Source organism: Kitasatospora sp. NPDC085879, from assembly GCF_040686255.1.
Taxonomy (GTDB): domain Bacteria; phylum Actinomycetota; class Actinomycetes; order Streptomycetales; family Streptomycetaceae; genus Kitasatospora.
In genome coordinates, this window is sequence record NZ_JBFBJZ010000014.1 from 89,360 (window position 1) to 104,950 (window position 15,591).

The 15,591-nt window shown below is 73.8% G+C and carries 15 protein-coding genes; 9 read left to right on the forward strand and 6 right to left on the reverse strand.

Going from position 1 to position 15,591, the window contains the following annotated elements; all coding sequences use genetic code 11:
* The first annotated feature begins 53 nt into the window (after positions 1 to 53).
* The gene (locus tag AB0P35_RS13715) at positions 54 to 2,894 is read left to right on the forward strand and encodes a DEAD/DEAH box helicase (protein WP_363510214.1); all 2,841 of its coding nucleotides are present in this window, start codon (positions 54 to 56) and stop codon (positions 2,892 to 2,894) included.
* An 81-nt stretch (positions 2,895 to 2,975) separates the two neighbouring features.
* On the opposite strand, the gene AB0P35_RS13720 is transcribed toward AB0P35_RS13715, so the two are convergent.
* From AB0P35_RS13720 to AB0P35_RS13730, 3 genes are all read right to left on the reverse strand, one after another.
* Positions 2,976 to 3,899, reverse strand: coding sequence for a 5'-3' exonuclease (locus AB0P35_RS13720; protein ID WP_363510298.1), 924 nt, complete (start codon positions 3,897 to 3,899; stop codon positions 2,976 to 2,978).
* A gap of 57 nt (positions 3,900 to 3,956) precedes the next feature.
* Positions 3,957 to 5,036, reverse strand: coding sequence for a cation diffusion facilitator family transporter (locus AB0P35_RS13725; RefSeq protein WP_363510300.1), 1,080 nt, complete (start codon positions 5,034 to 5,036; stop codon positions 3,957 to 3,959).
* Between the two features lie 149 nt (positions 5,037 to 5,185).
* Positions 5,186 to 5,914 (reverse strand): gamma-glutamyl-gamma-aminobutyrate hydrolase family protein, encoded by a 729-nt coding sequence (locus AB0P35_RS13730; protein WP_363510216.1) that lies wholly within the window; start codon positions 5,912 to 5,914, stop codon positions 5,186 to 5,188.
* 138 nt (positions 5,915 to 6,052) lie between these two features.
* Here AB0P35_RS13730 and AB0P35_RS13735 point away from each other — a divergent pair, with 138 nt between their 5' ends.
* On the forward strand, positions 6,053 to 6,712 hold the full coding sequence (locus AB0P35_RS13735) for an SDR family oxidoreductase (protein ID WP_363510218.1): 660 nt from the start codon (positions 6,053 to 6,055) through the stop codon (positions 6,710 to 6,712).
* 73 nt (positions 6,713 to 6,785) lie between these two features.
* On the forward strand, positions 6,786 to 7,814 hold the full coding sequence (locus AB0P35_RS13740) for a DUF2510 domain-containing protein (protein WP_363510220.1): 1,029 nt from the start codon (positions 6,786 to 6,788) through the stop codon (positions 7,812 to 7,814).
* A gap of 29 nt (positions 7,815 to 7,843) precedes the next feature.
* Here AB0P35_RS13740 and AB0P35_RS13745 read toward each other — a convergent pair whose 3' ends face one another.
* On the reverse strand, positions 7,844 to 9,064 hold the full coding sequence (locus AB0P35_RS13745) for an amino acid deaminase/aldolase (protein WP_363510222.1): 1,221 nt from the start codon (positions 9,062 to 9,064) through the stop codon (positions 7,844 to 7,846).
* Between the two features lie 23 nt (positions 9,065 to 9,087).
* Positions 9,088 to 10,041, reverse strand: a complete 954-nt coding sequence (locus AB0P35_RS13750; protein ID WP_363510224.1) for a serine hydrolase — start codon at positions 10,039 to 10,041, stop codon at positions 9,088 to 9,090.
* 94 nt (positions 10,042 to 10,135) lie between these two features.
* On the opposite strand from AB0P35_RS13750, the gene AB0P35_RS13755 reads away from it, so the two are divergent.
* The gene (locus AB0P35_RS13755) at positions 10,136 to 10,879 is read left to right on the forward strand and encodes an SseB family protein (RefSeq protein WP_363510226.1); all 744 of its coding nucleotides are present in this window, start codon (positions 10,136 to 10,138) and stop codon (positions 10,877 to 10,879) included.
* A gap of 76 nt (positions 10,880 to 10,955) precedes the next feature.
* On the opposite strand, the gene AB0P35_RS13760 is transcribed toward AB0P35_RS13755, so the two are convergent.
* Complete coding sequence (locus AB0P35_RS13760; RefSeq protein WP_030268655.1) at positions 10,956 to 11,327, reverse strand: DUF1844 domain-containing protein; 372 nt, start codon at positions 11,325 to 11,327, stop codon at positions 10,956 to 10,958.
* A 418-nt stretch (positions 11,328 to 11,745) separates the two neighbouring features.
* Here AB0P35_RS13760 and infC point away from each other — a divergent pair, with 418 nt between their 5' ends.
* The 5 genes from infC (at position 11,746) to AB0P35_RS13785 (ending at position 15,483) form a co-directional block, all read left to right on the forward strand.
* Entirely contained in the window at positions 11,746 to 12,504 is a 759-nt protein-coding gene (gene infC / locus AB0P35_RS13765; RefSeq protein ID WP_363510302.1) for a translation initiation factor IF-3, read from the forward strand.
* A 131-nt stretch (positions 12,505 to 12,635) separates the two neighbouring features.
* Entirely contained in the window at positions 12,636 to 12,830 is a 195-nt protein-coding gene (gene rpmI, locus AB0P35_RS13770) for a 50S ribosomal protein L35 (RefSeq protein WP_045302606.1), read from the forward strand.
* A gap of 103 nt (positions 12,831 to 12,933) precedes the next feature.
* Entirely contained in the window at positions 12,934 to 13,317 is a 384-nt protein-coding gene (gene rplT, locus AB0P35_RS13775; RefSeq protein WP_030268651.1) for a 50S ribosomal protein L20, read from the forward strand.
* Between the two features lie 139 nt (positions 13,318 to 13,456).
* Positions 13,457 to 14,332 carry an RNA methyltransferase gene (locus tag AB0P35_RS13780; RefSeq protein WP_363510229.1) on the forward strand — a complete coding sequence of 292 codons (876 nt, stop codon included), beginning with the start codon at positions 13,457 to 13,459 and terminating at the stop codon, positions 14,330 to 14,332.
* A gap of 47 nt (positions 14,333 to 14,379) precedes the next feature.
* Positions 14,380 to 15,483, forward strand: a complete 1,104-nt coding sequence (locus tag AB0P35_RS13785) for an ATP-binding protein (RefSeq protein ID WP_363510231.1) — start codon at positions 14,380 to 14,382, stop codon at positions 15,481 to 15,483.
* Positions 15,484 to 15,591 lie beyond the last annotated feature (108 nt).

The following is a 15,591-nucleotide window of genomic DNA, read 5'->3' on the forward strand; positions in this document are numbered from 1 at the left end:
CACCCGTCCGGCCCGCACGGGCAGTACTCCCACGGGAAGAGAAGGTGACGCAGATGGACGCCCCCCTGCCCGAGGAGCAGCTCAGCCCGGCCGAGGCCTACGCGGCCTCCCGCCGCCGGGCCGCCGAACAGGCCACGGCGCTGTACGGCTTCCAGCAGCTGTACGACTTCCCGCTCGACCCGTTCCAGATCGAGGCCTGCCAGGCCCTGGAGGCCGGCGAGGGCGTCCTGGTGGCCGCGCCGACCGGCTCCGGCAAGACCATCGTCGGCGAGTTCGCCGTGCACCTGGCCCTGGCGAGCGGCCGCAAGTGCTTCTACACCACGCCCATCAAGGCGCTCTCGAACCAGAAGTTCGGCGACCTGGTCAAGCGCTACGGCGCCGCCAAGGTCGGCCTGCTCACCGGTGACAACAGCGTCAACGGCGACGCCCCGGTGGTCGTGATGACCACCGAGGTGCTCCGCAACATGCTGTACGCGGGCTCCAGCGCGCTCAACGGCCTCGGCTACGTGGTGATGGACGAGGTGCACTACCTGGCCGACCGCTTCCGCGGCGCCGTCTGGGAGGAGGTCATCATCCACCTCCCCGAGTCGGTGGTGCTGGCCTCGCTCTCCGCCACCGTCTCCAACGCCGAGGAGTTCGGCGACTGGCTGGACACGGTGCGCGGCGGCACCAAGGTGATCGTCTCCGAGCACCGCCCGGTGCCGCTGTGGCAGCACGTCATGGCCGGCAACCGGATGTACGACCTGTTCGCCAACCCGGACCGCGACGGACGCCCCAAGGACGCCCCGCGCAACCCGGCCAAGGCCGTCAACCCCGAACTCGTCCGGCTGGCCCGCTCCGAGGCGGACCGCGGCCGGGACCGGTTCGCCAAGGGCCGCGGGCGCTCCATGCCCGCCGGCCGCCCGGGCCGGATCTGGACCCCGGGCCGGATCGACGTCATCGAACGCCTCGACGCCGAGGGCCTGCTGCCCGCCATCACCTTCATCTTCAGCCGGGCCGGCTGCGAGGCCGCCGTGCAGCAGTGCCTCGCCTCCGGCCTCAGACTCAACCGGGACAGCGAGCGCCGCCAGGTCCGCGAGATCGTCGAACAGCGCTGCTACGACATCCCGGACGAGGACCTGCACGTCCTCGGCTACTTCGAGTGGCTGGACGGCCTGGAGCGCGGCATCGCCGCCCACCACGCCGGCATGCTGCCGCGCTTCAAGGAGGTCGTCGAGGAGCTCTTCGTGAAGGGCCTGGTCAAGGCCGTCTTCGCGACCGAGACCCTCGCCCTCGGCATCAACATGCCCGCCCGCTCGGTGGTCATGGAGAAGCTCGTGAAGTGGAACGGCGAGACGCACGCCGACATCACCCCCGGCGAGTACACCCAGCTCACCGGCCGGGCCGGCCGGCGCGGCATCGACGTCGAGGGCCACGCCGTCGTGCTGTGGCAGCGCGGCCTCGACCCGGAGGCGCTGGCGGGGCTCGCCGGCACCCGCACCTACCCGCTCAAGTCCTCCTTCCGCCCCTCGTACAACATGGCGGTCAACCTGGTCGGCCAGTTCGGCCGGCACCGCTCCCGCGAACTGCTGGAGACCTCGTTCGCCCAGTTCCAGGCGGACCGCTCGGTGGTCGGCATCGCCCGCCAGGTCCAGCGCAACGAGGAGGGGCTCGACGGCTACCGCGAGTCGATGACCTGTCACCTCGGCGACTTCGACGAGTACATGGCCCTGCGCCGGCAGCTGAAGGAGCGTGAGAACGAGCTCGCGCGCGAGGGCACCAGCCAGCGCCGCGCCGCCGCCGTCGAGGCCATGGAGCAGCTCAAGCCCGGCGACGTCATCCACGTGCCCGCCGGCAAGTTCGCCGGCCTCGCCCTCGTCCTCGACCCGGGCCTGCCGCCGGTCGGCCGCGGCGGCCGCGGAGGCCCCCGCCACCCCGACTACCAGGACGGCCCGCGCCCGGTGGTGCTCACCGCCGAACGCCAGGTCAAGCGGCTCGCCATGATCGACTTCCCGTACCCGGTCGCCGCCGTCGAGCGGATCCGGATCCCGAAGTCCTTCAACCCGCGCAGCCCGCAGTCCCGCCGGGACCTCGCCTCCGCCCTGCGCACCAAGGCCGGCCACCTCGAACCCGAGCGGTACCGCCGCGGCCGGGCCGCCGCGGCCGACGACGCCGAGATCACCCGGCTGCGCGCCGAGCTGCGCCGGCACCCCTGCCACGGCTGCGACGAGCGCGAGGACCACGCCCGCTGGGCCGAGCGCTACCACCGGCTGCACCGCGACACCGAGCTGCTCGAACGCCGGATGCGCTCGCGCACCCACACCATCGCCCGCACCTTCGACCGGGTCTGCGGCCTGCTCGCCGACCTCGGCTACCTGCAGGGCGACACCGTCACCGACGACGGCAAGCGGCTCGGCCGGCTCTACGGCGAACTCGACCTGCTCGCCTCCGAGTGCATCCGCGAGGGCGTCTGGAAGGGCCTCTCCGCCGCCGAACTCGCCGCCTGCGCCTCCGCCCTGGTCTACGAGGCCCGGCAGTCCGACGACGCCGTCGCCCCCCGGGTCCCGGAGGGCGCGGCCAAGGAGGCGCTCGGCAAGATGATCCGGATCTGGGGCCACCTCGACGCCCTGGAGGAGCAGCACAGGATCTCCACCGCCGAGGGCGTCGGCCAGCGCGAGCCCGACCTCGGCTTCGCCTGGGTCGCCTGGCGCTGGGCCCTCGGTCACAACCTGGACGCCGTGCTCCGCGACGCCGAGCTGCCGGCCGGTGACTTCGTCCGCTGGACGAAGCAGCTGATCGACGTACTCGGCCAGATCCAGGACGCCGCCGGCGCGGACGCCGACCTGCGGGCCACCGCCCGCAAGGCCGTCGACGCCCTACGGCGCGGCATCATCGCCTACTCCTCGGTCGGCTGAGCCGGCGGCCGCCCACCTGTGGACGGCGCGAGGGGCGCCGGAGACCGCTCCGGCGCCCCTCGCGCCGTCCGCGGGCCGCCGCTACCGGCTGCCCGGGAACTCCTTGCCGGCCAGGACGGCGACGACGCGCTCCAGCGAGCCGCCGAGGCCCCAGCGTTCGGCGAGGGATTCCAGGGCCATCGGGTGGAGCGGCTCGGTGGGCAGGACCGGGTCGAAGGCGGGCAGCGGCACGTCGGTGGCCACCCGGACGACCGTCGGCGCCACGTCCAGGTAGGCGGCGCCCTCCAGCAGGTTCTTCCGGCGGGCCGGGGTGAGCTTGGAGGACGGGTCGGCGGCGGCCGCGCGGACCCCGGCGAGGTCGCCGTAGGTCTGGATCAGCTGGGCGGCCGTCTTCTCTCCGATCCCCTTCACGCCCGGCAGGCCGTCGCTGGCGTCGCCGCGCAGCGCCGCCATGTCGGCGTACGAGGCGCCGTCGACGCCGTACTTCTCCAGCAGGTGGGCGTTGTCGACGCGTTCGGCCGCGCCGACGCCCTTCACCGGGTAGAGCACGGTGACGCCGCGCGCGTCGTCGACCAGCTGGAAGAGGTCCCGGTCGCCGGTGACGATCTCCACCGGCCCGGTGGCGCGGGTGGCGAGGGTGCCGATCACGTCGTCGGCCTCGTAGCCGGGCGCCTCGACCCGGGCGATGCCGAGGGCGTCGAGCACCTGCTCGATCACCGGCACCTGCGGGGACAGCGTGTCCGGGATCTCCTCCTCGCCCTCGACTTCGGGCTCCGCCGCCAGCCGGTGCGTCTTGTAGGTCGGGATGAGGTCGACCCGCCACTGCGGCCGCCAGTCGGCGTCCATGCAGGCGACCAGCTGGTCCGGCCGGTGGTCCTGGACGAGGCGGGAGATGAAGTCGAGCAGCCCGCGGACGGCGTTCACCGGCTCGCCCTGGGGCGACTTCAGGGACTCCGGGACACCGAAGTAGGCACGGAAGTAGAGGCTCGCCGTGTCGAGCAGCATCAGTCGCGGTGCGGTCACCCTCCGCATCATGCCGTACCGGTCCGTCGGCGGGGGCCGTCAGTGCCGGTGCGGCCCGCTGCGGTGGACCGGCCCGTGCGCATCCGCGCAGTGCTCCTGGCCGTCGGCCGCCGGGGCGCCGTCGACCTCCGCCGACCGGCTGATCTGCAGCAGCTCGTGCGGCCCGTCCTCGCCGAGGTGGTCGACCTGCAGGGTGGCGTGGGTGATCCCGTACTCGTCGCGGACCCGGCGCTGCAGCTCGCGGCGGACGGCGTGGCAGTCGCCGCCCGGTGCGACCAGGATGTGCGCGGAGAGGGCCGGCTCGCCGGAGGTGATCTCCCAGATGTGCAGGTCGTGGATCTCCTCGACCAGCGGCACCGCCACCAGCCGGTCGGCCACCGTGTCCGGGTCGATGCCCGCCGGGGCCGCCTCCAGGAAGATCCGCGCCGAGTCCCGGACGAGCCCGGTGCCGGCCCGCAGCATCAGCGCCACCACCACCAGCGAGGCGATCGCGTCGGCCTGGACGAACCCGGTCAGCATCACCACGGCGCCGGCGATCGCGGTCGCGATGAACGCGTACAGGTCGGTCAGCACGTGCTGGAAGGCGCCCTCGACGTTGAGCGAGCTGCGGTTGGCCTTGGACATGCACCAGGTGGCGGCGAGGTTGACCACCACCCCGACCAGCGCGGTGACCAGCACCAGCGAACCCCGGACCTCCGGCGGATCGATCAGCCGGGTGACCGCCTCGTAGCCGAGCCAGGCGGAGAGCACCAGCAGGGTCACGCCGTTCGCCTGCGCGGAGAGGATCTCGGCCCGCTTGAGGCCGTAGGTGTAGCCGCCGCGGGCGGGCCGGGCGGCCAGCCGCATCGCGACCAGGGCGAGCGCGATCGAGGCGGCGTCGGTCAGCATGTGCGCCGCGTCCGAGATCAGCGCCAGCGAGGAGGCCGCCAGACCGACCACGACCTCGCCCGCCATGAAGACGGTGATCAGCACCAGCGCCCAGACCAGCCAGCGCCGGTCGGCGTCGGCCGCGACCCCGTGGCTGTGCGCGTGGCCCCGGCCGCCGGGCCCGTGCCCGTGCGCGCCGTGGTCGTGGGAGTGCTCGCGGCCGCGGTCGTGATCGTGGTGGTCGCCGGCCATCGGGGTCCTCTCGTGCACGTGCTGCCCGTGCGGGCGGCGGACACCGCCCGCACCCGAAGTGAACCCCAGAACCGACGAAGATCCAAAGCCTGCACTGGTGACCGTTGTCGTTGCCGCACGGGCCCGCCGGGGCGGGCCCGTGCGACCGGTCAGGCGGTGACGGCGGCCTGCATGCGGACCGCGGCGGCCGTCCGCACCAGGGCGGTCATCAGCCGCAGGTCGTCGCCCTGCTCGGGGTGCCACTGGACGCCGAGGGTGAATCCGGCGCCCTCGATCGCCTCGACCGTGCCGTCCTCGGCCCAGGCGGACACCGACAGGCCCTGGCCGAGCTTGTCCACGGCCTGGTGGTGGTAGGTGGGCACGTTCACCGAGACGTCCGGCAGCAGCTCGCCGAGCAGGGTGCCGGGCACCGGCCGGACCGGGTGTCGCCCGTAGGTGCCCGGCGCGCCGATGTGGCCCTGGTGGCCGACCACGTCCGGCAGGTGCTGGATCAGGGTGCCGCCGCACACCACGTTGAGCAGCTGCATGCCGCGGCAGATGCCGAGGACCGGCAGCTCCGCGGCGAGGGCGGCGCGCACCAGCGCGGACTCCCAGACGTCCCGCTCCGGCTCGCCGCCGTCGGTCTCCGGGTGGCGCTCGGCGCCGTACCGGGCGGGGTCGACGTCGGCGCCGCCGGTGATCACCAGGGCGTCGATCCGGGCGACCGCGTCGGCGGCGTGCTCGGCGGCGTCCGGCGGCAGCAGCACGGCGAGCCCGCCGGCGGCCTGCACCACGGACGGGTAGCGCTCGGCCAGCAGGACCGTGCGGATGCTGTCCCAGCGGCCCCAGGCCGCATCGAGGACAGAGGTGCTGATGCCGATCACAGGCCGAGGAGTCATGGCGGGCATTCTGCCTCCTCACGGGCCGCCGCGGTGCGATCGGGGAGTGCGGCACGCGCCACACCGCCGCCGTCGGCGGTACGACGTACCGTAACCGTGTCGTATCGGAACGTGCGCGGCGAGTGGCGGAGGTGCCCGATGGCGGGGACGGAACCGGAGGTGCCCCGGCGGTTGACCGGGCGGGTGGCGGTGGTGACCGGTGTCAGCGGCTTCGCGGGCGAGGCCGGCGCCGCGGTCGCCCGCAGGCTCGCCGCCGAGGGCGCCCGGGTGGTCTGCGCGGACCCGGACGAGCGGGCCGGCCAGGCGGTGGCCCGCTCGGTGGGCGGCCTGTTCGTGCACACCGACCCGCTGGACGAGTACATGGTGGAGGCCCTCTTCGACGAGGCGTACGAGACCCTCGGCGGGGTGGACGCGGTGGTGAACGGCCCGTCCGGGGCGCCGCCCGCCGACGGCCCGGTGATGGACGTCCCGCCGGACGCCTGGCGGGTCGTCCAGGACACCCGGCTGACCGCCGTCTTCCTCTGCTGCCGGGCCGCGCTGCCCTACCTGCGGCGGCACGGGCACGGCTCGGTGGTGAACCTGGCCGGTCCGGCGGCCGAGGGCGGCCTGGCCGCCACCGTGGCCGCGGCCGGGGTCGCCGCGCTCACCCGGGAGCTGGCCGAGGGCTTCGGGCCGGAGGGCATCCGCTTCAACGCGCTCGGCGGCGGGCACGCGGAGCGGCTCGCCGCGGCGGCCGCCTGGCTCGCGAGCGACGACTCGGCCGGGGTGAACGGCAGCCTGGTCCGATTCTCACCGTAATCTCATCGCGAACCGGGCGATTCGACCCTCCTGCTGATATGGCGCTTATCCGCCCGCCCTTAGATTCGATGGTGTGAGCGAGCAGATTCCCGCCGGGTGGTACCCGGACCCGAAGGACACCGGCGACCCCCGCCCCGAGCGCTACTGGGACGGCACGGGCTGGACGGCGACCACCCGCCCCGCGCCCGGTGCCGAGGCGCCCGCTGGCGGTGACGAGGCCGCGGCCGGCGACGAGCCCACGGTGATCGAGGGCCGCGTGCTGGACGACGGTCCGACCGTGCGCTACCCGGAGATGCCGACGGCCGTCCCGGCCCCGCCGAAGGCCGCCCGCAGGCCCTCGCGCCCGGTGGTCGTCGCGGCGACGGTGGCCGCACTGGCCGGCCTCGCGGTCGGCTCGGGCGTCACCTACCTGGCCATGGACCACGACGAGGGCCGCGCCTCGGCCCGTCCGTTCGACGGTCGCTACCGGCCCGGCGGGCCCGGCTCGGACGGCTTCGGCTTCCCCGGCCTCCCCGGCCAGGGCAACGGCCAGGGCAACGGAAACGGTCAGGGCGGCAGCGGCGACGGTCTGGGCGGTGGCAACGGGTCGGGCCGCGGCGGCCGGAACGCGGACACCGCGATCGACCTGGTGAACGGCATCAGCCTGCCCGTCCCCTCCGGCTGGCAGGGCGCCACCACCCCGGACGGCCACGCCGCGCTCTCGATCGGCTCGTACACCTGCGCCGACGGCAAGAGCCGGTGCTCGCTCGGCGGCGCGAGCACCGACAGCATCGACGGCACGGACGCCAAGCAGGCCGCCCTCGCCGACATCGCGGCCGCGGCCAAGGAGTCATACGGCGACGTGAAGTCCCACGAGGAGCTGAAGTCGGAGGCGGTCACCGTCGCCGGGCGCAGCGGCTACCTCGTCCGCTGGAAGGTCGACGCCCCGCAGGGCAACGACGGCTACGTGGAGACGGTGGTCTTCCCCGGCGCCAAGTCCGGCAGCCTGGTCGCCGTCCACCTCGGCTTCGACATCGCCGACAAGGCGCCCGGCCTCGCCCAGATGGACACCATCGTCAAGGGCATCGCCACCGCCCAGGCCGGTGGCGTCGGCGGCACCTGACGGAACCCCACCCCGGCGGGGAGCGTGCCTCAGAGGAAGGTGCGCCCCTCGCCGCGGTACGTCGGCACCGTCTCCACCACCCGGTCGCCCTCGACCAGGTGCAGCTCCGCGAAGCGCTCGCACAGCTCGCCCGCCTTGGCGTGCCGGAACCACACCCGGTCACCGATCAACAGGTCGTCGGCGGCCGCGCCGAGCAGCGGCGTCTGCACCTCGCCGGCGCCCTCCTGCGGGTCGAGGCGCAGGCCCTCCGGCAGGTACGGCACGGGGGAGCGATCCGCCCCGGACGGACCCGAGGCCGGGTAGCCGCCGCCGAGCACCGTCACCACGCCCACCCCGGGCCGGCGGACCACCGGCTGGGCGAACAGCGCCGCCGGCCGCCCGCGGAACGACGAGTAGTTGTCGAACAGCCGCGGCTGGTAGAGGCCCGAACCCGCGGCGACCTCGGTGACGGCCGACTCGGCCGCCGTCGACTCGACGCTGCCGGTGCCGCCGCCGTTCACGAACTCCAGCTCGGCCACCTGCCGCAGCCGGCGCACCACCGCGGCGCGCCGCTCCGCGAGTTCGGCCCGTGCCCGGCTCTGCATCATCCGCACCAGCTGCGAGCGGACCGGCCGGCCCGCCACCCGGTCGCCCACCCCGGCGATGTGGCCCTCGTAGGCCATCAGGCCGACGACCTTGAAGCCCGGCCGGTTCTGCACCAGTTCGGCGAAGGCGCCCAGCGCCTCCGGGGTGCGCAGCGGCGAGCGCCGGGCACCGAACCGGACCCGCCCGCCGAGCAGTTCCAGCGAGGTGTCCAGCTCCAGGCAGACCCGGACGGTCTCCGGCCCCTCGCGGGAGGAGTCGATCAGGTCCAGCTGCGAGGGGTCGTCCAGCAGGACGGTGACCGCCTCCGCCAGCTTGGGGTCGTCGGTCAGCTCCCCGTAGCCGGCCCGGTCCGCCGACGGGTAGGCGAGCAGGACGTCGGTGAAGCCCTGGCGGGCCAGCCAGATCGACTCGGCCAGGGTGAAGCTCATGATCCCGGCGAAGCCGTCGGTGGCCAGCACCCGCTCCAGCAGGGCGCGGCAGCGCACCGACTTGCTCGCCACCCGGATCGGCTTGCCGCCGGCCCGGCGCACCAGGTCGGCCGCGTTGGCGTCGAACGCGGCCAGGTCGACGATCGCGAACGGCGCGTCGAGATGCGCGGTGGCCCGGTCGTAGCGCGAGCGGTCCGAGACGGCGCCGGGCACTGCGGGGGCGAGGTCGGTGGCCATGGCGGCAGCGTCCCACACGGTGACTACCGCTGGGTAGAGGCGGACGGCTCCGCGCCTGCGGCGACCGCACCGGGGGACGAAGTCCCGGTGGAGACCTCGGGGGAGGCGGCGGTCAGGCTGTCGGTGGCCGCGGCGGCCACCGACTCCACCAGGCCGATGCCCTCCTCCTCGGTGTCGGAGCCGTCGGTGAGCACCGCCACCAGCAGCTCCCGGCCGTCGTGCACCACCCTGCCGATGCTGTTGACCACCCAGGCGCCCTCGGCGGTGCGCGGCAGCCAGCCGTTCTTGAGGTGCACCGCGTGGTCGTCGTCCGCCGCCGAGACACCCCACCGCTGGTCGGCGGCGATCAGCCCCATCAGCTTCTGCAGATACGCCCGGGAGGCTTCGTTCAGCACGCCGTCGGTGCCGAAGACCAGCTGCAGCAGCCTCACCTGGTCCTCCGCCGTGGTCGTGGTCAGGCCCCAGTAGCCGTCGGTGCCGGCCGTCGTCGCGGTGAGGCCGAACGCGGCGTTGGCGGCGTCCAGCCCCTCGTCCTCGCCGATCTCGCCGAACAGCTCGGTGGTCGCGTCGTTGTCGCTGTTCTCGATCATCAGTGCGGCGGCGGTGCGCTGCTGCTCCGTCAGCTCGCCGCCGGTCCGCCAGAGCAGCGCGGCGAGGATGTCCACCTTGACGATGCTGGCGGTGACGAACCGGTCCGTCCCGTACGCGGCACCCGCCCCCGAGGCGGTGTCCAGCACGGCGACCGCCAGATGGCCGGTGGAGTCCTGCACCGCCGCCGCGAGCTCCGCGTCCAGGTCGACCGTCGGGGCCGCCGGCGATGCGGCCGCCGCCACCGGCAGCGCGTCGCGGGCCGACCGGTCCCGGTGCAGCCACACCCCCGCCGCGGCGAGCACGAGCACGGTGAACAGGGCGGCACCGCGCCGCAGTCGGCGACGGCGCCTGCGTGCGGCGGTACGGGCCCGTCGGGCTGAGGTCATGCCCGAGATCCTGGGCAGGGCTCCTCGGGCTCAGGTGAGGCCGGCGTGAGCACCGTCTGAGAAGCCGGACGCAGGGGTGGCATACCCTCGACGGGTGGAGCGCAAGAACATTCCGAACCCCGGATTCGCCGACGACGACGGCACCGCCGACCCCCGCCTCACCCGGGCCCTCACCGCCTGGGCGGAGGACTCCTCGCAGGAGCCCGAACTGCTCGACGCCCTCACCCCGAGCCGGCTGATGGTGCCGATCGTCGCGCTGCTCGGCGAGGTCGAGACCGACGCCAACGGGCTGAAGCACGAGAAGACCAGCGACATGGCGGTGCCGGTGATCGAGGCACCCGACGGGCGACGCGCCCTGCCGGCCTTCACCTCGCTGGAGACCATGGCCCGCTGGCGGGCGGACGCCCGGCCCGCACCCGTCGCTGCACCGCAGGCCGCCATGGTCGCCTACTCCGAGCGGGCCGACACCCTGCTGGTCGACCCGGCCGGGCCGGTCACCTACCAGCTGAACGGGGCCAGGCTGCGGGCCGTCGCCGAGAACCGGCGCTATGTCCGGCCGGCCGCCGACCCCGACGTCCGCGAGGCCCTGCGGGGGCTGCTGGCCGCCGAACCGGCCGTCGCCCGCGGCTACCTCCGGCCGGACACCGACGCGGACGCCGTCCTCGCGCTGGTGCCCGCCGCCGGGGCCGGGGAGGACGCCCTGCGGGAGGCCGTCGACCGCCTGGTCGCGGGCCTCGCGGCCGACGCCACCCTCCGCGTCCGCCTCGACCGGGGCCTCCAGCTCGCGCTGCTCCGCACCGACCTCCCCGACGAGCCCTTCTACACCGCGGGGGAGTAGGGCGAACCAAAGGGGCGCATGGGCGCCTTCCAGCCTTCGGCCGGGAGGTGCCTGCACGCGCCCCTTCTCGTGTGCCCTACGAGTAGACCGGGCCGGTGAACTTCTCGCCGGGGCCGGCGCCGGGGGCGTCCGGGACGACGGAGGCCTCGCGGAAGGCGAGCTGGAGGGAGCGCAGGCCGTCCCGGAGGGGTGCAGCGTGGAAGTTGGAGATCTCGGGGGCGCCGGCGGTGACCAGCCCGGCCAGGGCGGTGATCAGCTTGCGGGCCTCGTCGAGGTCCTTGTCGGCCTCGCCGCCCTCGGCGAGCCCGCACTTCACCGCCGCCGCGCTCATGAGGTGGACGGCCACGGTGGTGATCACCTCGACGGCCGGGACCTCCGCGATGTCGCGGGTGAGGTCGTCGAAGCCGACGGCCTGCTCGTCGTCGTGCTCGTGGGGCTGGCTGGTCAAGGTGGCTCACTCCGTCTGGCCGGTGGACGTTCATCAGGGAGCGTACAAGGCGCGCTGACCGGGGCCGGAATACCGGTGGCCGTCGAAACGCTGCTATGCTTCGAGACTGACCGGCCAGGCATCCGTACGGAGGCCCGGCCAGCAAGTGGAGGCTCCACCCAGGAGGCCCGAGAGGGCAACCGCGACAGTCTCCCACCTGATCGGCCCCCGGGTCGACGGGTCCCGGTCCGCGACGTACCCCGCGAGGTGTGCGACGCCAGTGGCGCCCCGCCAGGGGCGCGCCCCGGATTGTGTGGAGCCCCGCCTGTACCGTGCGGGGCTTTTTTCGTGCGTTCGGTGCCTTTTCGGGCAGCGGAGCATGAATGAAGCCCCGCCCAGTGGTCGAAACCACGACGTGCGACCGCCGCCCGACGGCCGCATCGGAAAAAGGTGCAACCGAGGAGGCCCCATCAGCACCGAGCCCCGCATCAACGACCGGATTCGCGTCCCCGAGGTGCGACTCGTCGGTCCCAGCGGCGAGCAGGTCGGCATCGTGCCGCTTGCCAAGGCGCTGGAGCTTGCGCAGGAGTACGACCTCGACCTGGTCGAGGTCGCGGCGACCGCCCGGCCGCCCGTCTGCAAGCTCATGGACTACGGCAAGTTCAAGTACGAGTCGGCCATGAAGGCCCGTGAGGCGCGCAAGAACCAGGCGCACACGGTCATCAAGGAGATGAAGCTCCGGCCGAAGATCGACCCGCACGACTATGACACCAAGAAGGGTCACGTCGTCCGGTTCCTCAAGCAGGGCGACAAGGTCAAGATCACGATCATGTTCCGCGGTCGTGAGCAGTCCCGCCCCGAGCTGGGCTTCCGACTGCTGCAGCGCCTCGCGGAGGACGTCCAGGACCTGGGCTTCGTGGAGTCCTCGGCCAAGCAGGACGGCCGTAACATGATCATGGTTCTCGGCCCGCACAAGAAGAAGACCGAGGCGATGGCCGAGGCGCGCGCCCTGGCGGACGCCCGCAAGGCCGAGCGCCTGGGCCGCACCGCCGGCAGCGCCGAGCAGGCCGACGACGCCGAGGAGGCCGTCGAGGTCGTCGAAGCCGAGCAGGCCGAGCACGAGACGGCCCCCGAGGCCGTCGAGGCCGCGCCCGCCGCCGAGGTCGAGCAGCCGGCCGACACCGAGCAGGAGGGCTGAGCCGAAAGGCTCGGCCCCCGTTCGGACGGCCACAGCGGCCGGGGCTCCCGCCCCGGCCAGGAGATCAATCCACTCCCGGCCCGCACAGCGACTGTGCGGGCCGGGGCGGACCGACGAGGAGATACGGCGACATGCCGAAGCAGAAGACGCACAGCGGCGCCAGCAAGCGCTTCAAGATCACTGGCTCCGGGAAGGTGCTCCGCGAGCGTGCCGGCCGTCGCCACCTCCTGGAGCACAAGCCCTCGACGCTGACCCGCAAGCTGGCCGGTACGGTCGAGCTGGCTCCGGCCGACGCCAAGAAGATCAAGAAGCTTCTCGGCAAGTGATCGCCCACCCGCGGCACCCCCGCGGGACCGGCTGATCCTTCCCGACCCAATCGATTGACGGACCGCCAGGAGCCATCCGGGGTCCAATCCAAGGAGTAATCAAGTGGCACGCGTCAAGCGGGCAGTCAACGCCCACAAGAAGCGCCGGGTCATCCTCGAGCGGGCCAGCGGTTACCGCGGCCAGCGCTCCCGCCTGTACCGCAAGGCCAAGGAGCAGGTCACCCACTCGCTCGTCTACAACTTCAACGACCGCAAGAAGCGCAAGGGCGACTTCCGTCAGCTCTGGATCCAGCGCATCAACGCTGCGGCCCGTGCCAACGGCATGACCTACAACCGCTTCGTGCAGGGCCTGAAGGCCGCTGGCGTCGAGATCGACCGCAAGATGCTGGCCGACCTGGCCGTCAACGACGCCGCCGCGTTCGCCGTGCTCGTCGAGGTCGCCCAGAAGGCTCTGCCGGAGGACGTCAACGCCCCCAAGGCCGCCTGATCCAGGCCACGCCTCAGTAGTTGAGCTCTTCGGGCCCGCAGGTACACACCGCCTGCGGGCCCGATGCGCATTCCGGGCCGCTCGGCCCCGCCGGGCGCCCGCCGGCCACGCCTCCTCAGAGTCCTCAGAGAACGAGACCATGCAGAGCACCGACACCCCCCTGCTCACCTCCCTGCGCTCCCCGCGGGTCGTCGCCGCCCGCCGGCTGGCCAAGCGGAACCAGCGCGGCAAGGACCGCCGCTTCCTCGCGGAGGGCCCGCAGGCCGTCCGGGAGGCCGTGGCGTACGGGCGGCTGCCGGGTTCGGCCGAGCACGCGGTGGTCGAGATCTACCTCACCCCGCAGGCCCTGGAGCGGCACGCCGACATCGCGGACGCCGCCCGCGCCGCGGGGCTGCCGCTGCTCACCGCCACCGAGGAGGTGATCGCGGAGGTCTGCGACACCGTCACCCCGCAGGGCATCGTCGCGCTGTGCCGCTTCATCGACACCCCCTTCGAGGAGGTGCTGAAGGCGCGTCCGCGGCTGGTCGCCGTGCTCGCCCACGTCCGCGACCCCGGCAACGCCGGCACCGTGCTGCGGACGGCCGACGCCGCCGGCGCGGAGGCCGTGGTGCTGACCGACGCCTCGGTGGACCTGTACAACCCGAAGGCCGTCCGGGCCTCGGTGGGCAGCCTCTTCCACCTGCCGTTCGCCACCGGGGTGCCGATCGCAGAGGCGGTCGCCAAGCTGCGCGAGGCCGGTGTCCGGGTGCTGGCGGCGGACGGCGCCGGCGAGCGGGACCTGGACCAGGAGCTCGACGAGGGCAGCCTCGGCGCGCCGGTCGCCTGGGTGTTCGGCAACGAGGCCTGGGGTCTGCCGGAGGAGACCCGCGCACTCGCCGACGAGGTGGTGCGCGTGCCCATCCACGGACACGCCGAGAGCCTCAACCTGGCCACGGCCGCCGCCGTCTGCCTCTACGCCTCGGCCCGTGCGCAGCGCTCGCCGGGAGGGTGTCGCACACAGCCGCAGGAGCGCTAGGGTCGGCCTCGGCGGGGAGCACGGTGGTGGGTCAGGGGAGGACACCCATGGTCGGCAGCGGGGCGGAGCTGGACCCGGACGACCTGCCGGACGGCCTGGTCGTCGCGGACGCCGAGGGCCGGGTGGTCTGCTTCAACCGGGCCGCGGGCCGGCTCACCGGGCGCCGCCCGGGCGACGTGCTCGGCAGCCCGCTGGAGGACGTCCTGCCGCTGGAGGACCTCGACGGCCGCCGCTGGTGGAAGATCACCGACCCGTACGGGGGCCTCGCCGTCCGGTCCGGCCAGCCCGAGCGCAACCTGCTGCTGCCCGGCGGCTGCGAGGTGCTGGTCTCCGCCCGGTACGTCCGGGAGCGGCCCGGCGGCCCGGTCCAGCGGGTGGTGGTGGCGCTGCGCGGCACCGAGGCGCGGCGGCGCACCGAGCGCAGCCACGCCGAGCTGATCGCCACCGTCGCGCACGAGCTGCGCTCCCCGTTGACCAGCGTGAAGGGCTTCACGGCGACGCTGCTGGCCAAGTGGGAGCGGTTCAACGACGGGCAGAAGCGGGTGATGCTGGAGACCGTCGACGCCGACGCCGACCGGGTCACCCGGCTGATCGCGGAGCTGCTCGACATCTCCCGGATCGACGCGGGCCGGCTGGAGATCCGCCGGCAGGTGGTCGACCTCGCGGCCGCCGTCCGCCGCCACGTGGACGGCAAGGTGGCGGCCGGCATCCCAGCCGAGCGCTTCGACATCCGGATCGCCGACGGCCTGCGCCAGCAGTGGGGCGACCCCGACAAGATCGACCAGGTGCTGGCGAACCTGCTGGAAAATGCCGTGCGGCACGGCGAGGGGACTGTCACCATCGAGGTGGCCCCCGCCGTCGAGATCGTCGAGGCGGCCGGCCGGCAGCATCCGGGCACCCCGCCGAGGACGGTGGAAGGGACAGCGGTCACCGTGAGCGACGAAGGCAGCGGCATCCCCGAGGAGTCGATGCCGCGCGTCTTCACCCGGTTCTGGCGCGGCTCCAAGCGCGGTGGCACCGGTCTCGGCCTCTACATCGTCAAGGGCATCGTGGAGGCGCACGGCGGCGTCATCCGGATCAGCAGGGCCCCCTCGGGCGGCGCCCGGTTCCGATTTATCCTGCCCGCGGGCGTGCCGGACTTCATGCTGTAGGTCCGCGCCTGGCGGGCTCCTCGCGCACACGGCCACGGACGGCGAGCCGGCCGTCGGCGTGCTGCGACTACACTCGACCTTTGGCGTTGTGGGACGCCCTGCGCGGCC